The 20,392-nt window shown below is 61.9% G+C and carries 21 protein-coding genes; 5 read left to right on the top strand and 16 right to left on the bottom strand.

Going from position 1 to position 20,392, the window contains the following annotated elements:
- The first annotated feature begins 72 nt into the window (after window positions 1-72).
- Genes AEYBE204_RS22575 through AEYBE204_RS22560 form a run of 4 tightly spaced genes read left to right on the top strand, consistent with a single transcriptional unit; the run spans window position 73 to window position 2,377 of the window.
- Window positions 73-771 carry a DUF484 family protein gene (locus tag AEYBE204_RS22575; RefSeq protein ID WP_023460645.1) on the top strand — a complete coding sequence of 233 codons (699 nt, stop codon included), beginning with the start codon at window positions 73-75 and terminating at the stop codon, window positions 769-771.
- Between the two features lie 34 nt (window positions 772-805).
- Window positions 806-1,720 carry a tyrosine recombinase XerC gene (locus AEYBE204_RS22570; RefSeq protein ID WP_023460644.1) on the top strand — a complete coding sequence of 305 codons (915 nt, stop codon included), beginning with the start codon at window positions 806-808 and terminating at the stop codon, window positions 1,718-1,720.
- A 35-nt stretch (window positions 1,721-1,755) separates the two neighbouring features.
- Window positions 1,756-2,001, top strand: a complete 246-nt coding sequence (locus tag AEYBE204_RS22565) for a DUF4160 domain-containing protein (protein WP_031229587.1) — start codon at window positions 1,756-1,758, stop codon at window positions 1,999-2,001.
- Window positions 1,994-2,377, top strand: a complete 384-nt coding sequence (locus tag AEYBE204_RS22560; RefSeq protein ID WP_023460642.1) for a DUF2442 domain-containing protein — start codon at window positions 1,994-1,996, stop codon at window positions 2,375-2,377. Before AEYBE204_RS22565 ends, AEYBE204_RS22560 begins: the two co-directional genes overlap by 8 nt.
- A gap of 136 nt (window positions 2,378-2,513) precedes the next feature.
- Here AEYBE204_RS22560 and lpdA read toward each other — a convergent pair whose 3' ends face one another.
- The 10 genes from lpdA to AEYBE204_RS22510 all read right to left on the bottom strand — a co-directional run bounded on the left by lpdA (window position 2,514) and on the right by AEYBE204_RS22510 (window position 16,077).
- The gene (lpdA, locus tag AEYBE204_RS22555; protein ID WP_023460641.1) at window positions 2,514-3,923 is read right to left on the bottom strand and encodes a dihydrolipoyl dehydrogenase; all 1,410 of its coding nucleotides are present in this window, start codon (window positions 3,921-3,923) and stop codon (window positions 2,514-2,516) included.
- Window positions 3,924-4,031: 108 nt separating this feature from the next.
- Window positions 4,032-4,577, bottom strand: coding sequence for a hypothetical protein (locus AEYBE204_RS22550; protein WP_023460640.1), 546 nt, complete (start codon window positions 4,575-4,577; stop codon window positions 4,032-4,034).
- Between the two features lie 102 nt (window positions 4,578-4,679).
- Window positions 4,680-5,873: a patatin-like phospholipase family protein gene (locus AEYBE204_RS22545; RefSeq protein WP_023460639.1), complete on the bottom strand. Its 1,194-nt coding sequence runs from the start codon at window positions 5,871-5,873 to the stop codon at window positions 4,680-4,682.
- Between the two features lie 84 nt (window positions 5,874-5,957).
- The gene (gene odhB, locus AEYBE204_RS22540) at window positions 5,958-7,472 is read right to left on the bottom strand and encodes a 2-oxoglutarate dehydrogenase complex dihydrolipoyllysine-residue succinyltransferase (RefSeq protein WP_023460638.1); all 1,515 of its coding nucleotides are present in this window, start codon (window positions 7,470-7,472) and stop codon (window positions 5,958-5,960) included.
- Between the two features lie 73 nt (window positions 7,473-7,545).
- Entirely contained in the window at window positions 7,546-10,524 is a 2,979-nt protein-coding gene (locus AEYBE204_RS22535) for a 2-oxoglutarate dehydrogenase E1 component (protein ID WP_023460637.1), read from the bottom strand.
- 360 nt (window positions 10,525-10,884) lie between these two features.
- Window positions 10,885-11,769: a succinate--CoA ligase subunit alpha gene (gene sucD / locus AEYBE204_RS22530; protein WP_023460636.1), complete on the bottom strand. Its 885-nt coding sequence runs from the start codon at window positions 11,767-11,769 to the stop codon at window positions 10,885-10,887.
- 9 nt (window positions 11,770-11,778) lie between these two features.
- Window positions 11,779-12,981 carry an ADP-forming succinate--CoA ligase subunit beta gene (gene sucC, locus AEYBE204_RS22525; protein WP_023460635.1) on the bottom strand — a complete coding sequence of 401 codons (1,203 nt, stop codon included), beginning with the start codon at window positions 12,979-12,981 and terminating at the stop codon, window positions 11,779-11,781.
- Window positions 12,982-13,204: 223 nt separating this feature from the next.
- A complete protein-coding gene (locus AEYBE204_RS22520) occupies window positions 13,205-14,473 on the bottom strand; it encodes an MFS transporter (protein WP_023460633.1) in 1,269 nt (422 codons plus the stop codon).
- 64 nt (window positions 14,474-14,537) lie between these two features.
- Window positions 14,538-15,476 (bottom strand): TraB/GumN family protein, encoded by a 939-nt coding sequence (locus tag AEYBE204_RS22515; protein ID WP_023460632.1) that lies wholly within the window; start codon window positions 15,474-15,476, stop codon window positions 14,538-14,540.
- 55 nt (window positions 15,477-15,531) lie between these two features.
- Window positions 15,532-16,077, bottom strand: coding sequence for a DUF2306 domain-containing protein (locus AEYBE204_RS22510; protein WP_023460631.1), 546 nt, complete (start codon window positions 16,075-16,077; stop codon window positions 15,532-15,534).
- A 69-nt stretch (window positions 16,078-16,146) separates the two neighbouring features.
- On the opposite strand from AEYBE204_RS22510, the gene AEYBE204_RS22505 reads away from it, so the two are divergent.
- Entirely contained in the window at window positions 16,147-16,989 is an 843-nt protein-coding gene (locus AEYBE204_RS22505) for a LytTR family DNA-binding domain-containing protein (RefSeq protein WP_023460630.1), read from the top strand.
- On the opposite strand, the gene AEYBE204_RS22500 is transcribed toward AEYBE204_RS22505, so the two are convergent.
- The 6 genes from AEYBE204_RS22500 to AEYBE204_RS22475 all read right to left on the bottom strand — a co-directional run bounded on the left by AEYBE204_RS22500 (window position 16,986) and on the right by AEYBE204_RS22475 (window position 20,383).
- Window positions 16,986-17,612 carry a hypothetical protein gene (locus AEYBE204_RS22500; protein ID WP_023460629.1) on the bottom strand — a complete coding sequence of 209 codons (627 nt, stop codon included), beginning with the start codon at window positions 17,610-17,612 and terminating at the stop codon, window positions 16,986-16,988. The two genes, AEYBE204_RS22505 and AEYBE204_RS22500, sit on opposite strands and share 4 nt — an antisense overlap.
- Before the next feature lie 57 nt (window positions 17,613-17,669).
- The gene (locus AEYBE204_RS22495; protein WP_052019214.1) at window positions 17,670-18,230 is read right to left on the bottom strand and encodes an SRPBCC domain-containing protein; all 561 of its coding nucleotides are present in this window, start codon (window positions 18,228-18,230) and stop codon (window positions 17,670-17,672) included.
- 1 nt (window position 18,231) lies between these two features.
- Entirely contained in the window at window positions 18,232-18,702 is a 471-nt protein-coding gene (locus AEYBE204_RS22490) for an SRPBCC family protein (RefSeq protein ID WP_023460627.1), read from the bottom strand.
- A gap of 1 nt (window position 18,703) precedes the next feature.
- A complete protein-coding gene (locus AEYBE204_RS22485) occupies window positions 18,704-19,393 on the bottom strand; it encodes a YceI family protein (protein ID WP_023460626.1) in 690 nt (229 codons plus the stop codon).
- A 9-nt stretch (window positions 19,394-19,402) separates the two neighbouring features.
- Window positions 19,403-19,870, bottom strand: a complete 468-nt coding sequence (locus AEYBE204_RS22480; protein WP_023460625.1) for an SRPBCC family protein — start codon at window positions 19,868-19,870, stop codon at window positions 19,403-19,405.
- Window positions 19,871-19,942: 72 nt separating this feature from the next.
- The gene (locus AEYBE204_RS22475) at window positions 19,943-20,383 is read right to left on the bottom strand and encodes a VOC family protein (protein ID WP_023460624.1); all 441 of its coding nucleotides are present in this window, start codon (window positions 20,381-20,383) and stop codon (window positions 19,943-19,945) included.
- Between the last annotated feature and the right edge of the window lie 9 nt (window positions 20,384-20,392).

Raw genomic sequence — 20,392 nt, 5'->3', positions numbered from 1 at the left:
TTGACTCATGCTGATGCAGATTTTATGTCATCAATTGGGCTGACCACAAGCTTAACGCGTTGCTAACCACAGATGTCTTCCGATTACCGCGAACCCAGCACCGTAGAACGCCTTGCCGCGCTGATGGATTATCAGACGCTGCGCGGTCTGTTGCCTGACTTCGCGCAGGAAATCAAACAGGATCGCGCCCTACTCGACGCCATGGGCCTGCAACCCAAGACGCGCAACCTGATTGACTTCGGCCCCGCCGCCCTGTCGCGGCTGGAAGCCAAGGCGATCAAGGATTTTGACGTCCGCCGGCAGCTTGAACTGACCGCAAAAGCCAATTTCGATGCGCAGAATCAGGCCCACGGCCTGATCCTTAGCCTGATGGAAGCGCGGAACCATTCCGATCTGGCGCGCCGCCTCAATGAGGAGGTGCGCAGCCGTTTCGGCCTCGTTTCCGCGACGATTGCGCTGGAAGACACCGCGCCCGTGCCGCTTGGCTGGATGACGCTCGATTACGGCGGCGTCGACTACATCATCGGTGAGACCGGTCTGTCTCTGCTTGGCCCCGAAGGGGTTTGCCGCGCCCTGTTCGGCGAAGATGTCCGCCGCATCAAATCCGCCGCCGTCCTGCGCACGGCCATGTGGCGCGATGGCCGTCCCGGCGCCGTGGCCTTCGGCTCGGCTGATTTCGACGGCTTCAGCCCGGAAATGGGCGCTGAACTTGTTGCCTTCGTCACCCGTGTCGTCGAACGCGTTGCCGAACGCTGGCCGGTTTTGTCGTAAGCACTTGCTTACCATTCGCGCCTAATCTGGGCGCATGACCATCGACGATACCCGCCTGCAATGGCTGACCTATATGAAGGCCCAGAAGCGCTGTTCACCGCGCACGCTGGAAGCCTATGGCCATGCCTTCGGGCTCTATCTGGCGCATCTGAAACGCACCCTCGGCAGCGAGATCGACCTCAACGACCTGACGCACCTGACCTCGGTCGATATTCGCGGCTGGATGGCGCATCTGAGGTCCAAAGACCCGCCCCTGTCGCCACGCTCTCTGGCGCAGCATTTGTCGGCCATCAAATCCTTCCATAGCTATCTCGACCTGCATCTGGGGATGTCGAGCCCGCAGGTGGCCCTGATGCGCGGGCCGCGCCTGAAAGCCACCCTGCCCCGCCCGCTCAACGAAGATCAGGCGCTGGGGCTGATGCAGGAAGCCGTGCTCGATGCGGACAAGACTGAGTGGGAAGCCGCCCGCGATCAGGCGGTCTACCTGCTCCTCTACGGCTGCGGTCTGCGGATTTCCGAAGCCCTGTCGTTGCGTATCAAGGACACGCCGCTGACCGATAGCCTGCGCATCGTCGGCAAGGGCAACAAGACGCGCCTTGTCCCCGTGCTGGATGAGGTGCGTGCGGCCATCGAGACCTATAAAGGCCTGCAACCGTTCAATCTCTCCGCTGACGACGAACTGTTCCGCGCCAAACGCGGCGGCCCCTTGTCGCCACGTCATGTGCAGGCTTCGGTACAGCATATGCGCTCGCGACTAGGCCTGTCCGATCGCGCCACACCGCACGCCCTGCGCCATTCCTACGCCACGCATCTGCTGGGCTCAGGGGCCGATCTGCGCTCGATTCAGGAGCTGCTGGGGCACGTGTCGCTCTCGACGACGCAGAAATATACCCAAGTCGATGCCGAACGCCTGCTGTCCGCCTATGCGGCGGCGCATCCGAAGGGCTAACCTAGACATATAGTTAGGTTTTGATATACTACGTCATGCCTACGGTTTTGCAAATCGGGAACATACGGGTCATCATCTATACGAACGATCATCCGCCACCGCATGTTCACGCCGTCAAAGGTAACGAAGCGCGGGCGAGATTCGCGTTGAACGGACCGGATGGCCCCGTTGAACTTATGGAACAGGAAGGCTTCAAACCCACAGAGGTCAGAAAAATCGGCGAAGCCATTGCTGAGAACCTGACCGCTATCTGCGAAAAATGGAGTGAGATTCATGGCTGAATTCAAAATGCCCAATGCGGCTGAATTTGCTGCCAGAACCCTTAAAAAAGCGCCGGTCATGGTGGCCGAGAGCGCGCGGTATGATGCGCGTCATCATGAAATCTGCATCAGCCTTTCGAACGGTACGCGGGCCGGTATTCCTACGCGACTGATTCCGGAGCTGGCCGAAGCATCCCCGGCCGACCTGCGCAAACTCGTTATCGAGGGGCGTGGTTACGGCTTACATATCCCCGCCCTCGACGCCGACCTTTCCATTGCACAACTGCTCGCTGATCACATGGGATCGACGATTATGCTCAAGCGGTTGAAGCGCAGTCAGGCAAGCCGCCTGAATGGCAAGATGGGCGGACGACCGAAAAAGACGGAAGCCGCGTGAGCTCCGGTTATGGGGTGTGGGGTCCGCGACCCCACGAAACCTTTGAACAAAAGAAAAGCCTCGCTCCAAAAAGCGAGGCTTTTCTTTTGTTTAGAAAGACTTGGGGCCACAGGCCCCAAACCCCGTAACACATGCGTTACGCCTGCATCGTCCAGCCTTCGACGCCCATGGCCGCCTGACGGACGGCTTCCGAACGCGTCGGGTGCGGGTGGCAGATGCGCGCCAGATCTTCCGACGCGCCGCCGAACGCCATCAGCACACAGGCCTCGCCGATCATTTCACCGGCTTGCGGGCCGAGGATATGGACGCCATAGACGCGATCGGTCTTGGCATCGGCCAGGAACTTTACGAAGCCGTCGGTCTCGTGGTTGATCTTGGCACGGCTGTTGGCCATGAACGGGAACTTACCGACCTTGTACTGCACACCCGCCGCCTTGAGCTGGTCTTCGGTCTTGCCGACCCACGACACTTCCGGGAAGGTATAGACGACCGACGGGACCAGATCGTAATCGACGTGACCGGCCTTACCGGCGATCAGTTCGATAGCCGCGACCGCGTCTTCTTCGGCCTTGTGCGCCAGCATCGGGCCGGTGATCACGTCGCCGATGGCCCACACGCCAGGGGCCGAGGTCTTGAAGTGGTCGGTCGGAATGAAGCCGCGCTGATCCGTGGCCACGCCGACGTTTTCGAGGCCCAGACCCGAGGTGAACGGACGGCGGCCGATGGCGACCAGCACCACGTCGGCGTCGAGCGTTTCGGCATTGCCACCTTTTGCAGCCTCAAGGCTAAGCGCAACGCCCTTGTCCGAGGTTTTAGCGGCGGTGACCTTGGTGCCGAGCTTGAACTCGAAGCCTTGCTTGGTCAGGATTTTCTGAAAGCCCGTGGCGACTTCGGTGTCCATGCCCGGCGTGATACGGTCGAGGAATTCGACCACGGTCACCTTGGCGCCCAGACGACGCCAGACCGAACCGAGTTCAAGGCCGATGATGCCCGCGCCCACGACAACCAGATGCTTGGGCACGCTTGGCAGCGACAGGGCGCCGGTCGAGTCGACGATCTGCTTCTGATCGACGGCGACACCCGGCAGCGGGGTGGGCTCGGAGCCCGTGGCGATGACGATGTTCTTGGTCGAAAGCTGCTGGACCGAACCGTCCTGCGCGGTGACCGACACCTTGCCCTGACCCTCGATCTTGCCGAAGCCGGGGATATAGGTGACCTTGTTCTTCTTCATCAGGAACTCGACGCCCTTGGTCAGGGCGGTGACGCTGTCCTGCTTGGCCTTCATCATCTGGACGAGGTTGAGCGTCGGCGCGGGGACTTCGATGCCGATGGTCTTGAATTCGTGCGTCGCGGCTTCGAACAGTTCCGAGGCGTGCAGCAGGGCCTTCGAGGGCATACAACCGACGTTCAGGCAGGTGCCACCCAGTACGCCGCGCGATTCGATGATCGCGGTTTTCAGGCCCAGTTGACCGGCACGCACCGCGGCATTGTAGCCGCCGGGACCACCGCCGATGATGACGACGTCGAAGCTTTGTTCCTGAGACATGACTGAGCCTTATTTCGTGCAAAAATATATGTGCTCTGCCGTAAAATCCTCAAGCCGCAGGGTCAAGTCTATTCACAGCCCGACCGGCGATTTTTGGCGGATTGTGCCCTATTCCATCGCCAGATGACGCTTCGGCAGCGGACGGCCGCGCGCCATGAGGACGATGAAGCCCAGCACCAGCGCCACCAGCGTCAGGGTATAGCGCGGGTCCCAGCCGGACAGGGTCTCTAATATCTTGTCGAACAGGCCTGAACCGGCCTCGCCCTTGGTCAGATAGGTCAGGGTCACATCGGCGACGAAGGCCGCCCCATAGGCCAGTCCCGCGCGCAGATTGCCCTTGGCCAGCAGGAACGCGGAGAGCAGATAAAACACCACGACTCCGGCCCACAGCCAGATCACCGGCTTGTTGTCGGTTTCGATAGCGGCGACGGCGGTTTCACCCTGAATCGAGTCGGTCGGCACCACGACGTCGGTCCCGTAGGCGTCGTCGTTCGCAGTAATCGACGGCCCGCTGCGGTAGGAGGTGTCGTCGGCCTGACGCGTCGGGACGCTGGGGTCGTAGGTCGGCGTGAAGGCGTTCTTGACGACCGGGAAGGCGATCCATCCGGCATAGGCCAGCACGATAATGGCGATCATCCAGCGCAGATACTTCATGGGGCGTTCCACCTTTAAGACATGGTTAACCCATTTTGTACCGCAGTTACGGGAGTTTGCCTATGGGGTTTTCGTGCGCCGGGAGAGGTTCAAACCGTCTGTTTATTTTTCCGGTTTGGCCCACAGCTTGTCCGATGCGCCCAACTGGAAGCCGTAATAGAAGACGCGGCGCATGGAATCTTCCTGAAAGGCTAGCAGACCGCCTTCGGCAAATTCGTCGGGTAAGGAGACGAACGACACGCCCATATTGTTGCGCTGACCGAAGCTTTCCAGCGTGATCAGGGTCGTGCGGGCCTGCGCCTTGGTCAAGGTATCGAGCGAGCGCGCCATGATGTTGAGCGCGTTATAGGTGGTGATGGCCGGTTGCGGGGTGATCTTGCCATTGACCAGCACGTAGATATGCCCGCCGCTGATCAGGTCGCGTGGCACGGTCCAGTTCAGCATCGATTCCGGCAAGACGAAGAACGGCAGGGTCACACCGCCATCGACGTGCATCTCGCGGAAATGCTGAACGCCGCCATTGATCGGACGTTCGACATCGATCATCACCGGCGCGAAGGCCCCCGGCACCGAGGCCGAGGCGACCAGCACCTGACAGATCAGGTCGCGGGCCTGTTTCAACCGTTCGGGCGATTTGGCCGCCACCGCTTCGCTGGCGATTTCACCGATGTCCCACAGGACCCCGGTCTGGGCATCGAGATTGGTCGTCGCGACTAACAACCGCCGACCTTTAGCGTGTTCGCGGGCGATGGCGATCAGCATGGGCTCATCGACATAGCGCGTCACCAGACCGCTCAGGGCATTGGTGTCGAGAATACCCGGCGTGAACAGCGACATCAGGCCGCGCGACCGGCTCAGGCCATTGGCCGCACCGGAGGTATAGGCTTCTTTAAGTTTCTCATCGTAGTCGGGACCGAGGAAGGCGAAGGGCGCGATCAGGGCGCCGGTTGAGACGCCGGTGACCATGCGGAACTGCGGCCGGTCGCCGCGCTTGGTCCAGCCGAGCAACACCCCGGCCCCGAACGCGCCGTCCGCGCCGCCACCGGACAGCGCCAGCACGTCGAAGCGGCTTTTGGCCGACAGCTTCATCTCGTTGCGGGCATCGGCTTCGAGCTTGGCCGGGAGCGTCGGGTCGCTGGCCGACATGCGGGCGTTTTTGAAGCCCATCGGCGCGAAGTCGGAGGTCTTGGGATAGTCCTGCTCGGGCCGTTCCAGCGTTACGCACCCCGACATCGAAATCGCGATGCCTACGGCTGCCGCAGCGTGTTTGAACGATCGGATCAGGGCGTGGGTCATGCTGCATTATACCGCGCTGCATTCAAAACAAAAGCCGCTCCGTTGCGTCAACGAAGCGGCTTTCAATGTCAGACTTTCAGACGCTTACACATCCAAAATAAAACGCTGCGGGTCTTCGAGACCTTCCTTAATTCTTACCAGGAAGGTCACGGCTTCCTTGCCGTCCACGATACGGTGATCGTAGCTGAGGGCGAGGTACATCATCGGACGGGCGACGATCTGACCGTTGACGACCATCGGACGCTGCACGATGTTGTGCATACCCAAAATACCGACCTGCGGCATGTTGAGGATCGGCGTCGACATCAGCGAGCCGTAGATGCCGCCGTTGGTGATGGTGAAGGTGCCGCCTTGCAACTGGTCCAGCGACAGGGTGCCGTCGCGGGCCTGCTTACCCAGACCGGCGATGCCCTTTTCGATACCGGCCAGCGACAGGGTGTCCACATCGCGCAGAACCGGCACGACGAGGCCCTTTTCGGTGCCGACGGCGATGCCGAGGTCGTAGTGGTTCTTGTAGATGATGTCGGTGCCGTCGATTTCGGCGTTGACCGCCGGGATGTCTTTCAACGCCGCGACGACCGCCTTGGCGAAGAAGGACATGAAGCCGAGCTTGACGCCGTGGCGCTTCTCGAAGGCGTCCTTATAGGTGTTGCGCAGGCTCATCACCGTCGTCATGTCGACTTCGTTGAAGGTGGTGAGCTGAGCCGCGGTCGATTGCGACTCTTTCAGGCGACGGGCGATCGTTTGACGCAGGCGCGTCATCTTCACGCGCTCTTCACGCGGGCCGACTTCGCGCGGGGCGATCTGCGCGGCGGGCGTGGTGACCGGGGCGATGGCCGTCGGCGCCGGGTTCGACAGGGCGGCCAGAGCGTCGCCCTTGGTGATGCGGCCGTCCTTGCCCGAACCGGCGATACCGGCGGTGTTCAGGCCGGTTTCCGAGACGATGCGGTTGACGGCGGGCGACAGGTGGTCCGAAGCCTTTTGCGCCGGTGCGGGCGCTGCGGCAGGGGCCGGTGCCGGTGCGGCGGCGACCACCGAACCATCGGTCGAGATGCGGGCAATGACCTGACCCGGCGTCACGGTCGCGCCGTCGGCGGCCACGATTTCGGCGAGTGTGCCATCGGCGGGCGAGGCGACTTCGACGGCGACCTTGTCGGTTTCGATCTCGACGAGGATTTCGTCCTTCTTGACGGCTTCACCGGCCTTCTTGGCCCAGCGCGAGATCGCGCCTTCGGCAACCGATTCACCCATGACCGGGGTCTTCACGTCGAGCAGGGCACCCGAAGCGGCGGGGGCAGCCGCCGGAGCCGGAGCCGCGGCAGGGGTGTCAACCTTAGCGGCAGGTGCGGCAGCGGCGACTTCGCCCGCGCCGCCGATACGGCCTAGAACGGTGCCGGGGACGACGGTGTCGCCTTCACCGGCGAGGATTTCGGTGAGGGTGCCGTCGGCAGGGGCGGCCACTTCGAGCGAGACCTTGTCGGTTTCCAGCTCGACGAGGATTTCGTCCTTCTTGACGGCGTCGCCGGGCTTCTTGGTCCACTTGGCGATGGTGGCTTCGGCGACGGATTCGCCCAGAACAGGTGTGAGGATGTCGGCCATGATAAGGCTCCGATTTATCTTTTGAATTCAGTGAGGTCGGGGCGCACCGTTGCGCGCCCCGTATGAAGGATGGTTAGGCGAACGCTTCGTTCAGGAACGTTTCGAGTTCCTTGAGGTGGCGGCTCATGACACCGGCGGCGGTCGAGGCCGAGGCCGGACGACCGACGTAGCGGGCGCGCTTGGCCTTGATCTTGAGCTTGTCGAGCGTCAGCTCCAGCCACGGGTCGACGAAGGTCCAGCCGCCCATGTTCTTCGGCTCTTCCTGACACCAGACCAGTTCGGCGTTCTTGAAGCGGCCCAGCTCCGTGAGCAGGGACTTCATCGGCCACGGATAGAACTGCTCCAGACGCATCAGATAGACGTCCTTGATGCCCTTCTTCTCACGGTCTTCCAGCAGGTCGTAATAGACCTTGCCCGAACACAGGACGACGCGACGGATCTTGTCGTCGGCGACCAGCTTGACGCCCGCGACGTCCGGACGGCGCTCGGCATCATCGTGCAGCACGCGGTGGAACGACGAACCTTCGGAGATTTCCGTGATCGAGGAGACCGCCTTCTTGTGACGCAGAAGCGACTTCGGCGTCATGATGATCAGCGGCTTGCGGAACGGACGGTGGATCTGACGGCGCAGGATGTGGAAGTAGTTGGCCGGCGTCGTGCAGTTGGCGACCTGCATATTGTCTTCGGCGCAGGCCTGAAGGAAGCGTTCGAGGCGCGCGGAGGAGTGTTCCGGGCCCTGACCTTCGTAGCCGTGCGGCAGCAGCATGACGAGACCCGACATGCGCAGCCACTTGCGTTCACCCGACGAGATGAACTGGTCGATGACGACCTGAGCGCCGTTGACGAAGTCGCCGAACTGGCCTTCCCACATGACCAGCGTGTTCGGATCGGCCAGCGAATAGCCGTATTCGAAGCCCAGCACCGCCTCTTCGGACAGGGCCGAGTCGATGACTTCGTAATGGGCCTGACCGTCGCGCAGGTGGTTCAGCGGGAAGTAGCGGTGTTCGGTCTTCTGATCGATGAAGGCCGAATGGCGCTGCGAGAAGGTGCCGCGGATCGAGTCCTGACCCGACAGGCGGACATCGAAGCCCTCGTCGAGCAGCGAGCCGAAGGCCAGATGCTCGGCCAGCGCCCAGTCGAGGTTCTCACCCGAATCGATCGCCTGACGGCGGCCGTCTATGACGCGACGCAGGGTCTTGTGCGCGTCGATCTCGTTCGGGATGGTGGTAATCTTCTTGCCGATCTCTTCCAGCTTGGCGCGCGGCACCGAGGTCGAGCCCCGGCGCTCGTCGTCCTCGGGCAGGCCGAGGCCCGACCACTTGCCGTCCAGCCAGTCGGCCTTGGTCGCCTTGTATTCCTTGCCGGCATCGAATTCGACGTTCAGGAAGGCTTCGAATTCGGCGACCCAGGCGTCGATTTCCGCCGCCGTGGCGACGCCTTCGGCGACCAGACGGGTGCCGTAGATTTCGCGCGTCGACGGATGGTCCTTGATCTTGGCGTACATGATCGGCTGCGTGAACGTCGGATCGTCGCCTTCGTTGTGACCGAAGCGGCGATAGCAGAACATGTCGATGACGACGTCCTTGCCGAACTGATGGCGGAACTCGGTGGCCACCTTGGCGCAGAAGACCACGGCTTCCGGGTCGTCGCCGTTGCAGTGCAGGATCGGGGCCTGCGCGCCCAGCGCCTGATCCGACGGATAGGGCGAGGAGCGCGAGAAGCGCGGCGCGGTCGTGAAACCAATCTGGTTGTTGACGATGATGTGCAGCGTGCCGCCGGTCTTGTAACCCTTGAGGCCCATCAGCGCGAAGCATTCCGCCACTACGCCCTGACCCGCGAAGGCGGCGTCGCCGTGCAGGATCAACGGGATGGTCTGCGTGCGGTCGAGCACGCCGTCGCCCTTGGCCTTGATATGATAGGCCTGCTTGGCGCGGGCCTTGCCCAGCACCACCGGGTTGACGATTTCAAGGTGCGACGGGTTGGCCGTCAGCGACAGGTGGACGTTGTTGCCGTCGAACGAACGGTCCGACGACGCGCCCATGTGGTATTTCACGTCGCCGGTCGAGTCGATGTCCATGGGGACGGTCGAACCGCCCTGGAATTCGTGGAACAGGGCGCGGTACTGCTTGCCCATCACGGCAGTCAGCACGTTCAGGCGGCCACGGTGCGGCATGCCGAGGATGATATCCTTGACGCCGAGATTGCCGCCGCGCTTGATGATCTGCTCCATCGCAGGGATGAGCGCTTCACCGCCGTCGAGGCCGAAGCGCTTGGTGCCGGGGAAGCGGCGGTGCAGGAAGCGTTCGAGGCCTTCGGTCTCGATCAGCTTCTTGAGGATGGCGATCTTGCCTTCCTTGGTGAAGGTGATTTCCTTGTCGCGGCCTTCGATGCGCTCTTGAATCCACGCCTTTTCGGCGGGGTCGGCGATGTGCATATATTGCACGCCGACATTGGCGCAGTAGGTGCGGCGGAGGATTTGCAGGATTTCGCGCAGGGTCGCCGTTTCCATGCCCAGCACGCCGTCGATGAAGATCGGACGGTCCATGTCGGCATCGGTAAAGCCCCAGTGCGCGGGCTGAAGTTCCGGATTGTCGCCCTTCGGCTCAAGGCCGAGCGGGTCGAGATTGGCCTGAAGGTGGCCGCGGATACGGTAACCGCGGATCAGCATCAGGGCGCGGACCGAGTCGCGCGCCGCGTTTTGCAGATCGGCAGCCGAAGCGGCGGGTTTACCGGCGGCGACGTCCTTGGCCGACTTGTCGGCGATGCCCTTGGCGGCCTTGGCCTCGACGGCGGGCCAGAACCCGTCCATGGCCGAGGTCAGCTCATCGCGCGCATCCAGTACCGGGCGCGCCCAGCCGCCGACCGAGGCGTTCTGCGCCACATTCGCCGGTTGATCCATGAGTTGATCGAAAAAGGCCCGCCAGGCGGGCGTTACGGAGTTGGGATCGGCTGCCCACTTCTCCTGAATCTGTTCGATGAACAGGGCGTTGCCGCCATACAGAAACGATGTTTCTGCGAAAACCTGATTAAGGCGACCGGAATCGTCTGCCATATGTATACCCTGAGACGGCCAATGACGACACCGTCTCCCTTTCCACTGGTGTGAAGGCGGCCAATAACGACACCGCCCGACGCCTTTGCCTATACTCTGTTTATTACCTGTTGAGAACCGGCAAAAAGGCGCGTAACCGAAATTACGCGCCTTTCATGAAAGATGTATTTCAAAGTGCTAAATCATACCTCCCCGCTGGCGGGGAGAGGGACCATGAGCAAAGCGAATGGTGGTGGGGTGGATACCTGCTAACCACAATATAGCTGTGGAACTTAAGGCACCCCACCACCACATCTCGCTGACCTTCGGTCATCTCGTGCGGTCCCCCTCCCCGCACTAAAGTGCAGGGAGGTATAAGACTTAGCCCTTCAGCACGGCCAGAAGCGTTTCACCCAGCGCTGCCGGCGACGGCGAGACGCGGATGCCTGCGGCTTCCATAGCGGCGATCTTGTCTTCCGCGCCGCCCTTGCCGCCGGAGATGATCGCACCGGCGTGGCCCATGCGACGGCCCGGAGGCGCCGTGCGGCCCGCGATGAAACCGGCCATCGGCTTCTTGCGACCGCGCTTGGCTTCGTCGATCAGGAACTGAGCGGCGTCTTCTTCGGCCGAACCGCCGATTTCACCGATCATGATGATCGACTTGGTGGCTTCGTCGGCGAGGAACATTTCCAGCACGTCGATGAACTCGGTGCCCTTGACCGGGTCGCCGCCGATGCCGACGGCGGTCGTCTGACCGAGACCGGCATTGGTCGTCTGGAACACGGCTTCATAGGTGAGCGTGCCCGAACGCGAGACGACGCCGACCGAACCTTCGGAGAAGATGTTGCCCGGCATGATGCCGATCTTGCACTGGTTCGGCGTCAGGACGCCGGGGCAGTTCGGACCGATGAGGCGCGACTTCGAACCCGACAGGGCGCGCTTGACCTTGACCATGTCCAGCACCGGGATGCCTTCGGTGATGCAGACGATCAGCGGGATTTCGGCTTCGATGGCTTCAAGGATGGCGTCGGCCGCGAAGGGCGGCGGAACGTAGATGGCCGAGGCCGTGGCGCCCGTGCGGTCCTTGGCTTCGGCCACGCTGTCATAGACCGGCAGGCCGATGTGGGTGGTGCCGCCCTTGCCGGGGGTCACGCCGCCGACGACCTGCGTGCCATAGGCGATCGCCTGTTCGGAGTGGAAGGTGCCCTGCGCGCCGGTGAAGCCCTGCGTGATGACCTTGGTGTCGCGATTGATAAGTACAGACATGTTTAAACCTTAGCCCTTCACTGCCTTGACGATCTTGGCGGCCGCATCGGCCAGATCGTCGGCGGCGATCACGTTCAGGCCGCTTTCATTGATGATTTGCTTGCCGAGATCGACATTGGTGCCTTCGAGGCGCACGACCAGCGGCACCTTGAGACCAACTTCCTTCACCGCGGTGATCACGCCCGTGGCGATGATATCGCACTTCATGATGCCGCCGAAGATGTTGACGAGGATGCCCTTCACCTTGGGGTCCGAGGTGATGATCTTGAAGGCCGCGGTGACCTTTTCGGTCGTGGCGCCGCCGCCGACGTCGAGGAAGTTGGCGGGCTCCGAACCGTAGAGCTTGATGATGTCGAGCGTGGCCATGGCCAGACCCGCGCCGTTGACCATGCAGCCGATTTCGCCGTCAAGGGCGATGTAGCTGAGGTCGAACTTCGAGGCTTCGATTTCCTTGGCGTCTTCTTCGGTCAGGTCGCGAAGCGCCTGAATGTCCGGATGACGGAAGAGCGAGTTGGAGTCGAACGACACCTTGGCGTCCAGAACCAGAAGCTGGTCGTCGCCGGTGATGATCAGCGGGTTGATTTCCAGCATGTCCATGTCCTTGGCGTTGAACGCCGCGTACAGTTGCTGAAGCAGCTTGAAGCCCTGCTTGGCCAGATCGCCCTTCAGACCCAGCGCGGCGGCCAGAGTGCGGCCGTGCGTCGGGAAGACGCCCGTGGCGGGGTCGATGGTGAAGGAATGGATCTTCTCAGGCGTCGAATGGGCGACTTCTTCGATGTCCATGCCGCCTTCGGTCGAGGCGACGACGCTGACGCGCGAGGTGACGCGGTCGACGAGGAGCGACAGGTAAAGCTCCTTTTTGATGTCGGCGCCTTCTTCGATGTACAGGCGGTTGACCTGCTTGCCCGCCGGGCCGGTCTGGTGCGTGACCAGAACGCGGCCGAGCATTTCGTCGGCATTGGCTTCGACATCGGCCGGCGACTTCACGACGCGGACGCCGCCCTTGGCGTCGGCACCGAGGCCTTCGAACTTGCCCTTGCCGCGGCCACCGGCGTGGATCTGCGACTTGACCACCCACACCTTGGTGGAATCGTCTTTCAGGTTCTTGGCGGCCTCAAGGGCCTCCTTGGGGGAATAGGCGGGATAGCCGCGCGGAACGGCGACGCCGAACTCTTTGAGGACGGCCTTGGCTTGATGCTCGTGAATGTTCATGGAACCGGTCTTGAAAAAGGGATGTCAGGCATCGCGAACGCGATACCCTAATGACAAATCTGGGCGATGACGAACCGCCCGGGCGACATGTTTAAGGTCTGGCTGGCCGAACACCGTTGCCCGTCCTGCTTACGGGCAGGGTTTATAAGGTCCGCAATGGCGTTGTGCAACTGCAAGATCGTCGAAAATTGATACCGCATTGCAAAAGTGATGATTCCCGCAGTCAGGATTGACCGCTTTTCCAGTCCTGAGCAAGGGTTCGCGACGCCAGCGCGAAACAGGTCGCGCCCAGAATGTAAAAGCCCAAGCCCCCCGTTACCGACATCTTGAGGGCGTTTTCGGCGTAATTATGTGATAAATAATCGGAAATCGCGCCCAGAATCCACGACCCGAAGCCTAACCCGATGACATTGGTGACGAACAGAAACACCGCCGAGGCCAGGGCACGGTCTTCGCGGGCAACCACGTGGTGCAGACTGGCCATGACCGGCCCCATCCACACCAATCCCAGCGCTTGAGCGAGCAGGAGTAACGCAAAGCCGGACACCGTGCTGAACCCGAACGCCGGATCGAGCAGGACCAGCGCATAGACGGGGATGCATAGCAGATAGGCGACCGCAGGCACGAAGACGAAGCTGCGTGGCGATTTCGCCCCCAGTTTATCGGCCAGCCACGCCCCGCCCGCGATGCCGATGACTCCGCCGATCAGGACGATCAGCCCAAACCCGATCGAGGCCGACATCAGGCTCGCCTTGAACGAGCGCATGAAGACCGAGGGCAGCCAGAACATCAGACCGTAGCCGATGACCGACGACAAAGACGCCCCCAGCGAGATCAGCCACAAACTGCGGTTACGGATGACAGCCCCGAGAGCGTCGCGCGCAGTGCGCCGCGTGTCGACCGGGCGTTCGCAGCCATCCTTGACACCCCAGAAAAAGACCGGCGCAAAGATCACCCCCGCCAGCCCGACGGCAATAAAAGCCCAGCGCCAGTCGAAGATCGCCGCGACCAGCCCACCGAACATGATGCCCAGCCCCGAGCCCAGCGGCACGCCCATCGAAAAGACGCCCATCGCCTTGGCGCGGTGCTGCGGCGGATAGAGATCGCTGATCAGGCTTTGCGCCGGGGCGACGCCGCCCGCTTCGCCGATACCGACGCCGAAGCGCCCGACCGCCAGCATGGCATAGGACGAGGCCAAGCCGCAAAAGGCCGTCGCCGCGCTCCACAGCATCAAAGCGCCTGCGATCATCTTCGTCCGCCCGATGCGATTGGCGTAGAGCGCCGCCGGGATACCCACCAGTGTGTAGAACAGCGCAAAGGCGAAGCCGCCGAGCCAGCCCAATTGCGCGTCGGTGAGGTTCAGTTCCGCCTTGATCGGCTGAGCGAGGATCGACAGGATCTGACGGTCGATGAAGTTGAAGATATAGACGACCAGCAGAAGACTCAGGCACAGATGCGCCCGCCAGCCGATTGTCTTTGAACCCTCAGTCATACTCTGCCCGCCGCATTAACAGACGGAATCTAACACGTCGTTTAAAAAAACGAAGCTATTATATTCATAAGGCGGGCGCGCTGATATCCACGCCCTTGAGCCGCAGGCGATCCAGCACGCCGTCCTTGCGCAGCAGGTCGTCGAACGGCACGATGGCGACGCTCTTGCCCGGCACGTTCAGGGCGGCGTCGAGGACCGCCGTCATATGGTCGATGGCATAGGTCTGATACAGGGCCGCGGTCGTTTCGCCCGACAGGACGCAGGTCAGGAAATCCGGCTCGCGATAAAGCGCCATGACGCCTTTCAGGTCGCCGACGGCCCAGGCCCTGGCCATATCCTTCGTCGTCCTGAGGTCGTAGTCCAGGCCGTCGAGTCCGTTGACGGTACAGGCCTCGGCGCTGGCGGTGTCCAGACCGGCATAGTAGGTAATCAGGGCGGATTGATCGTAATGGCCGGCCCGCCGGACCTTGACCTTCGATTTACGGACCGTCGTCGTCATCTGATCATAGACCGCCCTGATCGACAAACCATGCGCGTTCAGAACATCGCGCGACAGGTTGCCCGTGGCGATCACCGGCTGGAGACGATTGTAGTCGTTGATCGCCAGATGCTCACGCTGCGCCACGTCTTCGAACCGGGCATAGACGGTCTCCGACAACACATCATAGAGCCGCCCATTGTTCGGCAGCCTCGCTATTTTCTGTAGTTCAGTCGCCCGTGTCGGATCGCTTTGGCTGATAGCCGGTGTGATCAGCCACTGCGCACCGTTCAGCGTCCGCGCCAGACGTTTCTGATCCCATTTGAGCCCCTCCGGCATGAGGATCAGCGTGCCGAGCACCCAAACCGTCGAATCGCCCCGCGTCAGCTTCCACATGGCCGGACCGCTGTTTGGCGCACGGACGACGACCTCGGTGATATCGGACCACTGGGTTTTGGTCTGAGCGGCCACCGACCCGATCGAACAGGCGATCAAGGCCAAAACTATACCGATAAGCCGCTTCATCGTCGTCCCGCCCCTGTTTTCAGAGCAGGATGCCGCGTTTATGAGCCTATGGCAATCAGCCGAAAAACACCTGCCACATAAGACGCCCCGGAATGAAGGCGAACAGGCCCGCCACGACCAGTCCGCCCATGAACAGGCCCGTGGCCATGTTGCGGTGGCGCTTGATATTCTTCGTCCTTGCCGAATAGAGGATCATCGGCGCCACCACCACCGTCCAGCCGGACAGGATATGGATGAAGCTATAGGCACCGTGGTTCAGGCCTTTCAGCCAGAAGCTCGATATCGCCGCCGTCAGCATCAGGGCCAGCCAGATATAGCCCAGCACGCGGTGCGGCGTCCGGCCCTTCGGCCCCATGAGCTGATAAAGCCCGATCAGGAACGCCAGACACGCGGCACTCAGATGTATCTGCGTCGCCAAAGACGACTGCGCAATCAGATTGAGATGCGGCGTATGCAAACGGCTTTGCGCGACGACCTCGCCGATGCGGCTGAGGTCGCCGCCGGTCATCCACACGGCGATCCCGATGACAGCGACCGTCAGCAGGACAGCGGCGATAAAGCTGCGTAGATAGTTGAATTTGCCCGGAACGGTCGTTGCCATGGAATTACCCCTTGAGTTATGGACGCGGCTTGGCTCCAATAGCGCGGCCATTCGACAGGGGACTGAACCATGCGTGAGACGGGGCCGGAATTGCGTGAAACGACGCCGCCGGCCGTTCACGCTTCGCCAACGACGGCGGAAGTGTGGACGCGCAACTGGCGCAACTGGTTGCGCGCCACGGGCGTCGCCATCGGTATGGGCGTGTTTCTCAGCCTGATCGGCGCATTTGGCACTGGCGCCATGCCGCTGTGGCACCGGCTGATCTATTGGGTGCCGGTCATGGTGCTGGGGACATTGGTCGCGGTCTTTGTCGAGAGCTTTACGTTTCACGTCCTGCGCGCGCGGCTGAAGCTGGAACACCGGCCCCTGCCCTATGCCGCGCTGCTGGTCGTTCTGTTAACTCCGGCGATTTCCGTCGTGGTATGGTTATTGACACCCCTCTTCGGCGGGTCTGTATGGAACCTGTCGAACTATGTGCATCTGCTGACCCCGGTCGGCATCCTGTCGGCGGCGATGACCGGCCTGAACATGCTGATCAACCGCGAGCCCCAGCAAAGCCACGCCTTCGTCGCGCCCGTCGCCGAGGCCACGCCTGCCGCCGTCGCCTTTCTGGAGCGCCTGCCGTTCAAGCACCAGCGCGCGGATATCTACGCCATCACCGCCGAAGATCACTATCTGCGTGTCCATACCAGCGCCGGAAACACGATGATCCTGATGCGGCTTTACGACGCTATCCGCGAACTGGAAGGCATCGAAGGCAGCCAGACGCACCGCTCATGGTGGGTGGCCAAGGACGCCATCACCGACATCCGCAAACAAGACGGAAAGGTCTGTCTTGTGCTGAAAGGCGACCTCGAAGCCCCGGTCAGCCGCAGCTTCCAGAAGGCCCTGCGCGCCGACGGCTGGGTTTAGTTGGACGTAACCCGAACGGCACTGATTTGAGTCAGTCGCCCATCTTCGAAATGCAGCATCATGTGGCCATAGGCCGTGAAAAAGTAACCCGGATCGCTGGGTCGGACGTTCTTTTCGTAGGTATAGATCCACCAGCCGTCACGTTGATCAGAGGGCGCCCCCAGCGCCTTGCGCACCTCGGCCTGCGTCATGCCGATCCTTACGCCATCGACGGATACCGGCGTCAGGCGCGCGGCCAGGATCGGACAGTCCTCCGTCGCCGTCGCTGCCTCAGCGCGCATATCGACACCATCGACCGTCCCGCCGCCCATCTCGCTGGACGACAGCCACAGACGATAGGGTTGCGGTGCTTTTATCGTAAAGCACAACCAATCCAGAGCCTCCGACGCATCGCCTTTGTGGCCGATGCGCTTATGGCCGGTTGCCTTGGCCAGATCGATCAAGGGCGTTTGCTCGAACCGATAAGTCAACGCCCCCAACCGAAACACCGACGGCGCTACCTTCGCTCGCGGTGGCGCTTTCACCTCTTCCAGATAACCATAGGGCACATCAGGCGGCGTTGCAGCCCCCACAGAACCTGCCAAGACGGCCAATATACCGATCGCCAGAACACCGAACTTCATAGTCTCCCCCTCTTTGAGGGCAGTCTATTATATCCGACGCGTGGGCTCAAGGTTACCTTAACCGTGGAAAAACAACTGCATCGACGCCAGCAGCTTATCCAGTTTCAGGCAGCTTTCGGCATAGCCTTCCGCGGTACCCATCTTCACATAGGCGTCGCGTTCGGCCGCGGTGGCCAGTCCCTGACGGAAAGTCAGGCGCGTGCCGTGGCCTTCGTCCTCGAACGTCACGGTGATAGTGTTGCACGTCCCCAGCGGATCGTCGGCCCCGCCGCCGCATGCGATATAGGTTTCGCGCAGCATGCGGTTGAACGCCGGCCCGTGTTCCGAAATATCGAAGTCGAAGACCAGTCGTTTGGGTTCGATGACCTCGATATAGCGACCCTTCATCGGCGAGACAGACCCGTCCGGCCCGATCATGTCGATGACATAGGCGCCACCCGGCCGCACATCCATTTCGGCGCGGGCGGTGAAGGTCGACGGCCCCCACCACTGCGCCATATGTTCAGCCTGAGTGAAGGCCAGCCAGACCAGCGCCGGGCGAGCATCGAAATGGCGCACCATCACAACGTCGTGGTGGTCTTCGGTGGTGACGGTCAGCATAGGGGGTATATCGGTCATGTCATTGCCGGCTCAGATAGGCTTCCATCATGTCGAGCATGGCCTTGGTGCCGTGCTCGCGGTCGGCGATGTGGTCGCAGCCGTCAAGGAAGACGAGTTGCTCGGTCAGGGTCATTTTCGTGCCCGTCGCCGTGGCCACGAACTCGATCGTCGCCAGCGACACGGTCAGTATGGTCTCATCGACGTGCATGGTGAAGCTGGAAATGATGCGCGCCTCTCCTGTCTCTGGCGGCACGATCTCGTGAATGACGCCGCGCATGATGTGCATCGGCCCGCCTTTCGGGCCGCCAGCGCTGTATTCTTCGCCGCCGACGCGGAAGTCGAGCCGGTGCGGCTCGGCCTCCCAGTCGGGCGGGCCTGAGAACCAATTGGCCTTGGCGACCGGATCGGCCCAGGCTTTGAACACCACCGACGGCGCGAATTTCAGATCGCGGGTGATGATCATGGTATGCGGGGTAACGTGACGGGTCATGTTACTTCTCCGCTTTCAACGGCGGGCCGGAGAACTCGGCTTCGATGGCGATGCCGACGCTGTCGCCGACGCCCATCACCGTGCCGGGCGCGGGGATGCCGTAGCTGATGCCGAAGTCGGAGCGCTTGATCGTGCCTTTTGCTGAAAAACCGACGCGGGCGGCAGGATCATAGGGCGCGAACCCGGCATAGCCGCCGTTCAGCGTCGCATCCAGAACCACCGGTTTCGTCACGCCATGCAGGGTCAGGTCGCCGTAGATTTTCGCCGTGAAATCACCGGTCTTTTCCACCTTGGTCGAAACGAAGGTCATCTGCGGATATTTGGCCGCGTCGAACCACTGCGCCCCCATCAAGCTATCGTGGAAGCCGGTCGGCGGGGTCGGCAGGTCAAGCGATTTGACGTCGACGCTGGCCGTAAGCTTGGCGGCTTCGGGGGCGCTGGGGTCGATGGTCAGGTGGGCATCGAAGGCATCGAAGCCTGCCGTGTAGGTCGAGAAACCCGTGTGGTTGACCGTGAAGGTCAGGCTGGCGTGGGACTTGTCGAGCTTATAGTCGCCCGCCGGGAAATCCTTGGGCGCGACGGCTTGCGGCGCTTCGGGCGCGGCCACCGGCGGTTTTTCAACGGGCTTGGGCGAACAGGCCGCCAAACCGGCAACCGCCAGCAGACCGAAGGTAAAGGGCAAAAGACGCATGACAACCTCCTACTTCAGGGTTTGAGCGAGGGCTTCGAGCTGATCGGCGCAGATGCCCCAACCGACGTGGAAGCCCATCTGTTCGTGCTGGACCTTCTTTTCGACCGACCAGTGACGCGCCGTGGCGACATAGAGCGTCTTGCCGTCACCGGCGTCGCTCAGTTCGACGATGGCCGTCATGAACGGGTCTTCCGACGGCTCCCAGGCGGTCGTATAGGCGTCGGTCAGGACGATCTTCTCGTTCTCGACGATCTCCAGATAGACGCCGCGATTGGGGACGGTCTCGCCGTTCGGGCCGTGCATGGTGAAGCTGTTGCTGCCGCCGCTGCGGACGTCGAGCTTGACTTCATCGATGTACCACGGCTTGGGGCAGAACCATTCGGCCAGCAGCTTGGGGTCGGTCCAGCAACGCCAGATCAGCTCACGCGGCGCATCGAGCGTGCGGGTGAGGACCAGTTCGCGGTCTTTGAGACTCATGGAGTTTCCTTTCGGGCATGGGGGTTCGTTCGCCAGGACACCGGCGGTGGATTTGTGGAGAGGTAGAGTGGATTATTTCGGCGCGTTAGCGGCGATAAAGGCTTCGTCCGGCGTGGTATTGACCATCCACGGCTGGTCGTACTTGTCGATCAGCATACCGAACATCGGCGACCAGAATGTCGGCGCCAGTGGCATTTGAATGGCTTTCGCCCCTTCGGACAGACCGCCCCAGATGCGCTGCGCTTCGGCCACGTCAGCGGCCTGAATATTAACGCAGAAACCCTGCGGTTTCGACTGAAACTGCGGCGGCGCGTCTGCGCCCATGATCGCCGCATCGCCGATCTGAAGATAGGCGTGCATCACATAATCTTTGGTGGCCGGGTCGCCCTGCATATCGCCGGGCGCGTCGCCATAGCGGAACATGGCGGTGATCTCGCCCCCCAGGATACTCTGGTAGAAGGCGAAGGCCTCGGCGCAGGTGCCGGGGAAACTCAAATGGGCTTCGAGACGCATAGTCCTACT

The organism is Asticcacaulis sp. YBE204, from assembly GCF_000495855.1.
In the GTDB taxonomy this organism is placed as follows: Bacteria; Pseudomonadota; Alphaproteobacteria; order Caulobacterales; family Caulobacteraceae; genus Asticcacaulis.
The sequence above is the reverse complement of the archived record's forward strand: the minus strand, read 5'-3'. Positions and strand labels throughout refer to the sequence as shown.